At 40.0% G+C, this 12,601-nt stretch carries 8 protein-coding genes and 1 pseudogene; 5 read left to right on the top strand and 4 right to left on the bottom strand.

Annotation, left to right across the window (positions count from 1 at the left end; genetic code table 11):
• The first annotated feature begins 431 nt into the window (after positions 1-431).
• Positions 432-1,853 carry a type I glutamate--ammonia ligase gene (gene glnA, locus MAE_RS08435; RefSeq protein WP_012265198.1) on the top strand — a complete coding sequence of 474 codons (1,422 nt, stop codon included), beginning with the start codon at positions 432-434 and terminating at the stop codon, positions 1,851-1,853.
• A 350-nt stretch (positions 1,854-2,203) separates the two neighbouring features.
• A complete protein-coding gene (locus tag MAE_RS08430) occupies positions 2,204-2,611 on the top strand; it encodes a hypothetical protein (protein WP_012265197.1) in 408 nt (135 codons plus the stop codon).
• Between the two features lie 12 nt (positions 2,612-2,623).
• On the opposite strand, the gene MAE_RS08425 is transcribed toward MAE_RS08430, so the two are convergent.
• The 4 genes from MAE_RS08425 to petC form a co-directional block, all read right to left on the bottom strand.
• Positions 2,624-4,273, bottom strand: coding sequence for an ABC1 kinase family protein (locus MAE_RS08425; protein ID WP_012265196.1), 1,650 nt, complete (start codon positions 4,271-4,273; stop codon positions 2,624-2,626).
• A gap of 760 nt (positions 4,274-5,033) precedes the next feature.
• Complete coding sequence (locus MAE_RS08420; protein WP_012265195.1) at positions 5,034-6,095, bottom strand: mannose-1-phosphate guanylyltransferase; 1,062 nt, start codon at positions 6,093-6,095, stop codon at positions 5,034-5,036.
• A 132-nt stretch (positions 6,096-6,227) separates the two neighbouring features.
• A complete protein-coding gene (petA, locus tag MAE_RS08415) occupies positions 6,228-7,214 on the bottom strand; it encodes a cytochrome f (RefSeq protein ID WP_012265194.1) in 987 nt (328 codons plus the stop codon).
• A gap of 43 nt (positions 7,215-7,257) precedes the next feature.
• Positions 7,258-7,797, bottom strand: coding sequence for a cytochrome b6-f complex iron-sulfur subunit (petC, locus tag MAE_RS08410; RefSeq protein WP_002781457.1), 540 nt, complete (start codon positions 7,795-7,797; stop codon positions 7,258-7,260).
• 364 nt (positions 7,798-8,161) lie between these two features.
• Here petC and MAE_RS08405 point away from each other — a divergent pair, with 364 nt between their 5' ends.
• From MAE_RS08405 to MAE_RS08395, 3 genes and pseudogenes are all read left to right on the top strand, one after another.
• Positions 8,162-11,461, top strand: coding sequence for an HsdM family class I SAM-dependent methyltransferase (locus MAE_RS08405; RefSeq protein ID WP_012265192.1), 3,300 nt, complete (start codon positions 8,162-8,164; stop codon positions 11,459-11,461).
• A gap of 4 nt (positions 11,462-11,465) precedes the next feature.
• Positions 11,466-12,176 (top strand): hypothetical protein, encoded by a 711-nt coding sequence (locus MAE_RS08400; protein ID WP_002798333.1) that lies wholly within the window; start codon positions 11,466-11,468, stop codon positions 12,174-12,176.
• Positions 12,177-12,477: 301 nt separating this feature from the next.
• Positions 12,478-12,591: pseudogene (locus MAE_RS08395) on the top strand (nucleotidyltransferase family protein); the annotation flags it as partial.
• Between the last annotated feature and the right edge of the window lie 10 nt (positions 12,592-12,601).

Here is a 12,601-nt window from a genome sequence, read left to right as displayed (position 1 = left end):
GCCGCAGACCCTAAGTAGGGTTTGCTGAATAAATCTAAAAACCTTATCCAACAAGGTTTTTAGACTTTTTTCCCCTCAAAAAGTGCCGACCATTGGAGTGATTGGGGGGAAAATTCCTGGACTTTTTCCCTGAAAATTAGCTAATTGACCACCTGAAAATCGGTAAAACCCCACACCCCACACCCCACACCCCACACCCTACCCCCACGAAAAACTTTTTGCCGCAAACCCTAAGTAGGGCAAGGGGCAGTAGAAGCTGATAGGCAAATGGTCATTCCCAGCGATTACCGACCTGAACAAGGAAATTACAGATTTTTTCAAGCTAGGATTAAAGATTTTGTATCGAAAAATACAAAACCGGCCAAAGTGACTGTTTAGGATGGATTTTTTGAGAAGCTTAAGAACTGATCCATACATCAAAGGAGTTTTCCATGCCCGAAACGCCACAAGAAGTCTTGAAAATGATTCAGGACAACAATATTAAGATTATCGACCTGAAATTTATTGATATGCCAGGTATCTGGCAACATTGCTCGTTCTACTACGATCAAATCGATGAAAGCTCTTTCAGCGATGGTGTTGCCTTCGATGGTTCCAGTATTCGCGGTTGGAAAGCAATTAACGAATCCGATATGGCCATGGTTCCCGATCCCACCACTGCTTGGATCGATCCCTTCTACAAGGAACCTACCCTAAGCATGATCTGTAGCATCAAAGAACCGAGAACCGGTGAATGGTATAGCCGCGATCCTCGCTCTATTGCTCAGAAAGCGATCGATTATCTTAGCACTACCGGTTTAGGTGATACCGTATATTTTGGACCGGAAGCGGAATTTTTCCTCTTTGATAGCGCTCGTTTCGACCAAACCGCCAACTCGGGCTATTACTACATGGATAGTGTCGAAGGTCGTTGGAATAGCGGTAAAGACGAAAAAGACGGAAATCTTGCCTATAAACCCGCCTACAAACAGGGTTATTTTCCCGTTAGTCCCACCGATACCTCTCAAGACATTCGCACGGAAATGCTCTTAACCATGGCCGACTGCGGAGTTCCCATCGAAAAACATCACCATGAAGTCGCTACTGGTGGTCAAAACGAGTTAGGGATTAAATTCTCTACCCTAGTACGGGCTGCCGACTACTTGATGACCTATAAATACTGCATCAAGAACGTGGCCAAGAAATACGGTAAAACCGTCACCTTTATGCCTAAACCCATCTTTGGTGATAATGGTTCCGGGATGCACGTTCACCAGTCTATCTGGAAAGATGGTCAACCCCTGTTCGCTGGGGATAAATACGCCGGACTTAGCCAAATGGCACTGCACTACATCGGTGGTTTGCTTAGACACGCTCCCGCACTCTTAGCTTTAACTAACCCCACCACCAACTCTTACAAGCGTCTCGTCCCCGGTTTTGAGGCCCCTGTAAACCTGGCTTACTCCCAAGGTAATCGCTCCGCTTCGATTCGGATTCCTTTATCGGGAAGCAACCCGAAAGCCAAACGTTTAGAATTCCGCTGTCCTGACGCGACTTCTAACCCCTACCTCGCTTTTGCAGCTATGCTCTGTGCCGGTATCGATGGGATTAAAAATCAAATTGAACCGGGGGAACCTCTCGATGTGGATATCTACGAACTCAGTCCCGAAGAATTGTCAAAAATACCCTCTACCCCCGGTTCTTTAGAAGCAGCTCTGGAAAGTCTCGAAAAAGATCACGCTTTCTTGACCGATTCTGGTGTCTTTACCGAAGACTTTATCCACAACTGGATCACCTACAAGCTCGATAACGAAGTTAACCCGATGCGCTTACGTCCTCACCCCTACGAGTTCTCTCTCTACTACGATGTCTAAGGTTTGATTGACCAATCATTAATACTAGGGGAGGCTTTTGTCTGCCCTTTTTTTTCCGAATCAGCAAGTCAGTCCCGATGAAAAAATTTTCACCACCGCAGATGAAAGAGGTTTCCTTCCCCACACCCCAACCCCCAGGAAAAACTTTTTGCCGCAAACCCTAGTATAATCCCTTGCTGCCAATTAAGTAGGGAGGCACAATTATTTGTAGGATGGGTTAGCGGTAGCGTAACATAATCGGGCGTTGGGTTTCATGCTTCAACCCAACCTACGTTCATCTTATATTTAATTCCACCCACCCACTTAGCATAAAATAGGATTAATTGACCAGAATTTTGGGGCGATAGTTTATGGAACGCGGGTTATTGTGGACACCTTTATTAATTCTATTTATTTGGTTGGCTTGGAGTGGTTGGAATGAATACCAAAAAGTGGAAATCTATCGATCATGGGCGGAAAACTTCGAGCGAGCTAAGTATGATATATATTCTGTCTTAGGTCAAAAAGATAAAATTATCACTTGGGGAAAGCCAACTCGTAAGGGAGTCATAAATTTACAAACTTTTTCCCTAGAGGAGGTCAAAGAAATCCGTCTGTTAGTTAATAATCAAGTGGTGGATTTAGATGCTCTTCCCCCCCAAGGTTCCCCTTGCCTAGAATTTATTTTTAAAGAGCGATCGCCTGAAAGAATTCCCTTTACTGAAGTTGAATTAGCCAGTCGGTGGGCGAAATTTTTACAACAACAAATCTTAATTTAATGGCGATAATTTCTAGCGCAATCTTCCTGATCGCAGGATACCGACAACTAACCATAAACCGATAAAACTAGCTGTAGCAAATAATACGGTACTAATAATAGTTAATTGCCGAGATTGGGTGCTGGCTGTGACAATGGCGGCCCCGATAATTAAGGAACCAATAATCACACTAAAAGCTAGTCGATTGGCGGAATTATCTAAACTGCGACGGAGATTATCTAAGTCGCGAATTTTCAGATTAACATTTAAAGTTTCCGAGGTTAAACCATCTAGTAAAACTTCGATTTGACGGGGAGATTTCAGGGAAAAAGATTTCAAGTCTAAAACTGTTCTTAGGGCAGTTTGTAGGGGAGTGCTACCGATTAACTGTTGTTCAAGAATATTAGTTAATAGCGGTTTGACTTCTTCTAGGATATTAATATCAGGATTAAATTTTCGGGCAGTTCCTTCTAGATTAGCGAGACTTTTGGCAAATAAACCTAAATTACCCGGAAGTTTAATTCTATTGCGACGGGCAATTTGCAAAAGTTCATAAACCACCTCACTAAAGTTAATTTGATTTAAATTGAGGTTATAATATTTTCGCAACATCCGCTCATAATCCACCTCTAATTGTACTAAAGTAATCGGCACGACTGACTCGGATAGTTTAATAGTTAGTTGACTGCATCTTTTGGCATCTAAGTCAACAATTGCCAATAACAATTCTGTTAAAATTTGTTGAGTTTGTGGGTCTAATCTGCCCACCATGCCACAGTCAATTAAAGCCACTCTACCATCATCAAGATAGAAAATATTACCCGGATGGGGATCGGCATGAAAGAAGCCATCAATATAAATTTGTTGAAAAAATGACCGAAACAAAATCCGAGTTATTTCGGTTTTTCTTTGGGAAATTGCTTGCTCAGTTGCTGGTCTAGAAACATCGGCCTCTAAAATTTGTTTTCCTTCTAACCATTCTAACACTAATAGCCTGGAATTAGTTAAGTGCCAATAAATTTTAGGAATAACTAACTGTTTGGGTTCTGACCACCGACTCTGGGTTAAATTATAGCGTAATTGGTCAGTATAATGACCTTCTTGGGTAAAATCTAATTCCGCATTGACTGCTTTAATAAACTCCTCTGCTAAGTCAACAACGTCGTAACTTTGACCAAATTCTGTGAGGGCAACTAAATCAGCAATTCCCTTAATTAAGGCACTATCTTGGGCAACAATTTTTTCGATTCCAGGACGCAAGACTTTAATCGCTACTTCCTCCCCAGATAATAAAGTTGCCCGATGAATTTGCCCGATTGATCCTGCGGCAATCGGTTGGGGATTAATATACTTAAATACCTCTTCGATCGGTTTTGCTAACTGTTCGGTGATGACTATTTCTATATCTGTCCAAGCAACGGGAGGAACTTGTGCTTGTAGGGCAGTTAAAGCCTCGATATAATTAGCAGGTAGCAGATCGGGACGGGTACTAAGTAACTGTCCCAATTTGACATAAAAAGGCCCCAATTCCACAAGGATTTTTTTGAGAACTTCTGGGGTGGGAATCTGGGGATTTTCCGTTTTTCCTAGGGTTAAAACCCCGCGCATATAGTCCCAACCGTTGCCGAGAACTATCTCAAGGATTTCTTTTTGTCTTTGACTGGTTTGGGGGAGTGAGAACACGGTATTATCAGTTATCAGTTATCAGTGATCAGTTATCAGTTATCAGTTATCAGTTATCAGTTATCAGTTATCAGTTATCAGTTATCAGTTATCAGTTATCAGTTATCAGTTATCAGTTATCAGTTTATCAGTGGGTAAGTTAGGTACTTATCGATGGGTGCATCCCACATTTGCAGGAACACCGATAATCAGCAATTATCAGTGACTTTTAAATTATTACAGATATATCAGCAGCTGCCTGTAAGCATCCCACCGAAAAACTAATGCGCGGGGGGTTTGGGGGCGGCGCCACGCCCCCAACGGGGGGTTTGGGGGGTTCTACCCCCCAAAAGCTTGGATTGAGCGATAAAACCGAAAGTAACGCCCGATTTTAGTAGGAAGTTTCCCTTAAAAAATCCCAACTTAGTAGATTTACAAAAATGAGATGTACCCCTTTCAGTTATCAGTTATCAGTTATCAGTGATCAGATTTGAGTTTTAAGTGAGCAGTATTAAATAGAAGTTTCCTACTGTCTTTTCACTGGTTACTGGTTACTGTTTACTGATCACTGATTACTGAAAAAAAGGCTTTTAGACTTTTTTTTCCTCAAAAAGTGCTGACCATTGGAGTGATCGGGGGTAAAATTCCTGGACTTTTTCCCTGAAAATTAGGTAACTGACTACCTCAAAATCGGTAAAACCCTACACCCCACACCCCACACCCCACACCCTGCCCCCACGAAAACCTTTTTCAGCAAACCCTACTTAGGTACTTATCAATCCTATAACAATTTCTCCAATTTGGGATCGGTTTGTAATTGCTTGAGAACTTGTTTAATATCTTGGGTACGATCTTTGTGGACAACGAGAGTTGCTTTGCCGTCGCGAACAATTACCAGATCTTTTAAACCAATAGTAACGATCACTTCTTCCTCATCACTAGCATAGATAATAGCCCCCTCCGTATCCAAACCGACATGATTTGCCAGTTCAATATTTTTGCCCTTTGCTTCTAGTAATCTTTCCAGAGCATTCCAATCTCCCAGATCATCCCAACCGAAATTAGCGGGTAAAACGTAAGCGAGTTGGGTTTTTTCCATCAAAGCATAATCGATACTTTTTTTCTCTAAATCCTCATAGGCAGCGATGCCCCGATCGATCAGAGGCTGTAAAATATTATTAGCGTGGGTTTTTAGCTCCTCTAAAACCACTTGTCCCTGAAAGATAAACATTCCGCTATTCCAGCTAAAAAGTCCCGTTTCTAGGAATTTTTCGGCCGTGGTGCGATCGGGTTTTTCCGTAAAACGACTAACTTTATAGACGGGTAAACCATTAAATTCGCCTTGATTTTCTCCCTGTTCGATATAACCGTAACCGGTGGAGGGATAATCGGGTTTAATCCCTAAAGTAACGATCGCTTTTTGGCTGACGGCCACTTCTACGGCCGCTTTTAAAGTGTTAATATAAGCCTCTTGATCACCAATATAATGATCGGCAGGAAAAAAACCGATCGCCACTTCCTTACCATAACGTTTTATCACTTCTAAGGTGGCCCAAGTCACAGCCGGGGCCGTATCCTTGCCCACCGGTTCCACTAATAGGTTACTCTCCGGTAAATCGGGCAGTTGTTCGCGGACACCATCAGCGATCGCACTAGCGGTAATTACCCAGAGATTTTCCCAACCTGCCCCTAAAGATAATAGACGATCAGCCGTTGCTTGTAAAAGACTGCGACCACTACCATCAAGACAGAGAAACTGTTTCGGACGCGCTAGACGACTGAGAGGCCAAAAACGTTCCCCTTTACCACCGGCGAGAATGACTGGAACAAGCGACTGATTCATAAAAATTGACACTTATCGGTTAAGTTGAACCGATTGTATCAGACGGCAGTGAGCGGTGAGCATTTTCCTGCCCCAAAGCTAAAAAGCGGGCAAGTAACCCGCTTTTTAGCAAAAATAACCGAAATATTGCGATTAGAAATTCATTTCGGCCGCTTGTACTGTTTCCACTTGTTTTTTCTTAATAACTAAGAGGATTTGGCAGAGCATAATACCACCGAGGAATAAAACTAATCCTTTGATCCGGCCGGGATTTTGCAGGACAACTTCCGTATCTTTTTGACCAAAACCGCCGACATTGGGGTTACTGGTTAAAAATTGTCCCACTTCGATCGCTTGACCTTCCGAGACGATTAACTCAGGACCTGCGGGAATATTTTCCACCACGGGGCCAGCTTCGGAAGTGATGGTGACTTCATAACCACCGGCTTCGGTTTTGCTGATCTGGCTAATTGTACCTGCGGTAGAAGCTTTGAAAGCGTTATTATTGCTGGGTTCACCGGTGGGGTACACTTGACCGCGACCGCGATTGGCCCCTAAATGCACAGCATATTTACCGAAGTGAATACCCTTATTTTGGCTAGGATCGGGGGCCAGGACGGGGAAAACGATCTCTTTGTATTGATCACCGGGTAAGGGGCCGACGATAACCACGTTATCTTGACCTTCTTTGTAGGATTGGAAATAGACTCCACCGAGTTTTTCCTGCATTTCTTCGGGAATGCGATCGGGGGGCGCGATTTTAAAACCATCCGGTAGCATTAAGACTGCACCGACGTTTAAACCCCCCTTCGATCCGTCTCCTAACACCTGTTGACTGGCGGGATCGTAGGGGATTTTTACTACTGCTTCAAAGACGCTATCGGGTAATACCGAGTGGGGGATTTCAATTTCGGCGGGTTTTTGGGCTAAATGGCAGTTCGCGCAGACAATCCGACCTGTTGCTTCTCTGGGGGTTTCCGGGGCGGTTTGTTGCGCCCAAAAAGGATATGCTTGGGCAGATTGGGGGTTAATGACATCGCTGGTTAGGAGTAGGGAAACGGTAGCGATCGCCACGAGGACAGCTTTCACTAGGGCCTGTCTGTGGACTTGCGGGAAGCTTAAAAAGTTGAATGTTCTCATCTCTATCGGTTGAATAATTCCAAATCTCGTCACATTGAATAATCTAGGACCACCAGGGTTCTTCACCGGTGCGGAAGTCGGTTTCCGTCCAAGTGGAGAAGACGACTTTATCATTATCGGTGACGTTGGCATGGGCGAGGGCTAAGGATAGAGGCGCTGGACCGCGAACTACTTTTCCTTCGGCATTGTACTGGGAACCGTGGCAAGGACACATGAATTTTTCTTCGCTGGCATTCCAAGGCACCACACAACCTAAGTGGGTACAGACGGCGTTAATTCCGTAGTTGGCCAGGGTTTTGTCCTCTTGGACGACTAAATAGGTGGGGTCGCCTTTTAAACCTTGGGCTAAGGTGCGATCGCCAGCGTTATGGCTGGTCAGAAATTGACTGACAATCACATCATTGCCTAGGGCATCTTTTGCGGTGACACCGCCACCCGTACCACCGGCCGAGGGGGGAATAAAATACTTAACAATCGGATACAAAGCCCCCGCCGCTACTCCGGTAATTGTACCAAAGGTCAACAGGTTCATAAATTGACGACGACCCAAATCGGGAACATCTGTACCGGAAACTTGACTCATTGCTCCTTATCTCCAAATGTAAATTTTTGTAAACTAATTCTCATCTAAGGGCGATTTTGTGCATCTCGATCAAGACGAAAACCCAGAGCTTAAAGAAGGTTTACAAGGGCTGTATTAGATTATTACAGATATTGAGTCACGGACAATTGCCACAGCAAAGCTGCCCCCAATGCGATCGCTGTTTGCTCGCTTTCAGTGCTAGAGGCAAATTATTAAAAAATTGACATAATGGCGGCTTGTCTGTTTACTTGACAGTTACGCTTCCTATCAGTCATACTATTAAAAATAGTTCAAAAAAACCAAAGATTAGGTTGTGTGACTCTAACCAACACAATCAACTATTACCAGTGATTTACTCAAGATGATGACAGCTAATTCTGCTTATGAATTGTTAGAATATGCTTATAATAAACTCGATTTTAGTCAAGGCGACTTAGTGAGTTCAAAAGCGTCATTGTCAGAAATAACTTTAGAAGAGTGGATAGAAAAAGGAGATTGGTTAGAATTAGCCCAGCAAGTTGAAGCAGAAAAAGTTTTTTTTATTAATAATAATCCTGTGATTATTTTTGCTAAATGTGATACTCAAGAAGATGAAAAAGTACGTCAAATCTTTAATAAAATATGGTGTATGGCTAGACCAAGTTACCTATTTTTAGCGAAAGAAGGTGAACTAGCTATTTACGATCTAACCAAACCACCTGCTAGAAGTATAGAAGATTGGAAGAAAAATAATAGACCGTTAGAAGTTGCCCAAAACATACTTGAAGTAACTTCAAAACTTTATCAATACAGACGGGAACAAATCGAATCAGGGAAGCTTTTTGAGGATGAGCGTTTTGAAACATCTAATCAACGTGCTGATCAATCACTGATCAAAGATTTAAAAACAGTTCGTTTAGCCTTAATCCGTGAAGGATTAAGCGAAAATAAACGTAAATATGCTCATGCTTTAATTGGTAGATCAATTTTTATTCGCTATTTGGAAGATAGAGGAATTTTAACTCAAGAGTATTTTGAAGCAATAGCACAAAACAATGCAACATGGAAAGCCTTACTTAATGCTCCTGACGATCAGTTAAATATGGAAACTGAAGCTAAACAACATTATATCAAAATATTAAGTGATAAAAGTTTTACCTATGCTTTATTTAATCGGTTGAGTCAAGATTTTAACGGAGATATGTTCCCTTCTGATGAACAAGAAGCGGAATCTGTTGAGCAACGGCATTTATCTCTCTTACAAGAATTTTTACAGGGAGATATTGATCCACAAAAAAAATTATTTTTCTGGGCTTATAAATTTGATATAATTCCTATTTCTTTAATTAGTAGTATTTATGAAGAATTTTATCATGAGTCAAATACAGAAAATATTGATAATGGGACGCATTATACACCGAGTTCATTAGTAGAATTTGTCTTGTCTAAAGTTTTAACGTCAGATTGTTTGACAACTCATCCCCGTATTCTTGATCCTTGTTGTGGTTCAGGAATCTTTTTAGTGGAAGCATTTCGGAGAATTGTGAGACATCGAGTCTATCAAAATCAGCGACAGCGATTAAGTTGGCAAGAGTTAAGAGAAATCTTAAAAAATCAGATAGCTGGCATAGAAATTAATTCAGAAGCTATCAGAATTACTGCATTTAGTCTATATCTTGCTTTATTAAATTATCAAGAGCCTCCAGACATTTTATTACAAATTAAACGAGGTGAAAAATTACCCTTTTTAATTTATCAAGCGAATGGGTTATCTGAGGATAATCACTTTAATAATTTAGTCTGCGATAATGCTTTTCAAGAATTTTCTAACTCAGAGGATGTGATATTATCTAGAAATTTTAGCAGTCAATGTGCTGATGTTGTTGTCGGTAATCCTCCTTGGGGATCTCCTAAAACGAAGGATAAAAAAGGCACAAAAGACTTAAATATCGCTTTACAATGGTGTCAAGAACGTGATTATCCAGTCGGAGATAAAGAACGTTCTCAAGCGTTTATCTGGAGAGTATTTGATTTTTTAAAAGATAATGGATGGTCAGCATTAGTGGTATCAACAGGTATTTTCTTTAAGACCCATGATAAAAGCAAAGAATTTAGACAAAAATGGTTAAACAGTGTCTTATTAAAAGAAGTTGTCAATTTTGCTCATGTTCGTGATATTTTCTTTAAATCTGGTAATAAAAACCAATCTAGTGCCTCAATTTCTCCTTTTGCTTCAATTATTTTTCAGAAAGTCAATCAGACAGAGTTAACCTTAAAAGATCAAGTTGTCACTTATTGGTCTGCTAAAAAAACAGCTATGATTAAAAATGTGCAAGCTGTTATTTTGAGTGTTATGGATCGTCGTGGTATCAGACAAAGTGAACTATTTTATAATGATTCTTTATGGAAAATTTATTATTGGGGAAATCATCAAGATGCTGGTTTAATTAAAGGGATACAATTATCGCAAACTTTAAAAGAATTACATGACTCTAGGAATAGTGGTCAAGGATTTTCAGAAGGGAAAAAGGATCAAAAAGATTGCCAGTTACCGAGATTACTTCCCACAGATAAATTTGAAAGATATGGTTTAATTTCTCCTTCTTGGTTTGAACAAGCACCTAAACAAGCAGCGCGCCCTAGACAACTCGCTCTATATAATGGAGAACGTCTATTAATCAAGCGTGGTATTAGTCAAAGATTAAATAAACAAGGAGAAATTATTGCCCGGTTTGAATCCGAGAAATTTTCTGTTAAAAACTCGATTAATTCTATTAAATTAATCGAACCAGAAACGTGGAAATATAAAGTTATTTTAGGGATTCTTTGGTCTTCTTTACCTCGATACTATTTCTTTTTAACTTCAAGTAACTGGGGAATCTGGCACGATGAAGTCTATACGACTCAATATTTAAGTTTGCCGATTATTTTTCCAAAGGATCAAGGTATTCGGGAAAAAGTTATCGATATTGTTGAGCAATTACAGAATTGTAATCCTATAAAGTATAGTATTGAACATCCTGAAGGAAAAACTCCAGAAAAAATAGAAGCACAACTCACTGAATTAGAATATCAATTAGATGAGGCAATATTTGATGTCTATGATCTCACCATTGCTGAACGGGATCTCATTCGTGATATGTGTGATGTAGGGATAGAGTTTTACTATAATCATATCAACAGTAAAGCAGTAAAACCTGTTGAAAGCTATCCTCAACAAAATCAAGGACTTCTCAACGATATTAATAAAAACCGTCAAACTCAAAAAGGATTAGAAGGTTATTTACAAGCCTTTTTAGATATTTGGAATCGAGAATTAGAACCTGATGGTGAATTCAGTTGGCAGATTATTCGTCCTCAATTTCAGGGGTTAGAAAATCCTATGTTAGCCGTTATTTTCTCTACACAAGAGTATGGAGAAAAACCTCAACCTGTCTCCCAATCAGAGCAAAAACAATGGATAGAAATTATTGATCAATTAGCAAGACAAGAAAACGGTTTATTAGTTCCCTATAATAGCCATCAAATTTATCTTGATGGTTTAGTTCGTTCGGTTTCTGATACAGAAATCATTATTATTAAGCGTAATGAACGAAGATTCTGGACTCGTAGCATGGCGCGTGAGGATGCGGAGGCAACAATGCTTCAAATTATTAACTTACAAGAATCTCAAGAAAGGATCTAAACTTATGACAAAACCAAGTTTATTAAAAAAAGATATATGGGGTAATCATGAAAAGAGAGTTTTAGCTATTTTTAGGCTTGCTTTAGAAATGCTTCAAAAGAACCAAGAATTACCCCAAAGTGAAGATGAACTTAATCGAAAACTATGCTTTTTTGTCCGTTATGCCAACCAACAATTAACTATTTCTAATCAAGGAATAGAATGGCCTTGTATGTATGAAGCCAATAATCAACCTGATGCTGATGATAGCATTCGAGCTAAACGAGAATATAAACGACCTGATTTTCAATGGGGAATCTGTGATACTAACGAAACAAATCCTGAAAGAATGGATAAATTTTACACTTTAGAGGCTAAAAGACTTGGTTCTCCATCAAGTTCTCAATGGATACTTAACAAAAATTATATTCTAAATGGGATTAACAGATTTATATTAGTTGAATGGGGTTATGGAAAATCCGTCAGTTCGGGAGCAATGATTGGTTATATTCAAAATATGGAATTAAGAGAAATTTTAAATGAAGTTAATGAGCATTGTTCACAACTAACCATTATAGATTTAACTTTATCGCCGGAAGGATGGCAAAATGATGTGAGTCGTCTTGACCATCAACTAGAACGTCCTGATGTGCCACCTAGTCCATTTAATTTAAGACATCTATGGGTAGATTTACGAAGTAAAAAAACTGATAACAATGACGATACCTCATCATAAAAATTTATTCAAATTCTCCATTAAACGCTCATGAATCTCATCACCCCAAAACCGAAATAAGGACAACCCTAGACGATTGACCCTTAAAAACGCATCCTCAGCATCATAAACGGCTAATTCTCACTGATTCTGACTCATTAAAATCATCAATCTCCCTTTTAAGTCAACTCTTAGAAATTGCTAAAATAGGAGTAGAAAAAGCAATAGAAACCGACGAAGAAACGGCAACCGCTTGGATAAACCAACAACTAGAAAGCTTGGGAGTAAAACTAATCCGATGAACACAAAAATAGAACTACCAATGGAACAAATTAAAGCATTTTGTCAAAAGTGGCAAGTCACCGAATTGGCATTATTTGGTTCAGTTTTACGGGAAGATTTCCGTTCAGATAGTGATATTGATATTTTAATTACCTTGGGATGTT

The sequence above is a fragment of the Microcystis aeruginosa NIES-843 genome, assembly GCF_000010625.1.
GTDB lineage: Bacteria > Cyanobacteriota > Cyanobacteriia > Cyanobacteriales > Microcystaceae > Microcystis > Microcystis aeruginosa.
The sequence above is the reverse complement of the archived record's forward strand: the minus strand, read 5'-3'. Positions and strand labels throughout refer to the sequence as shown.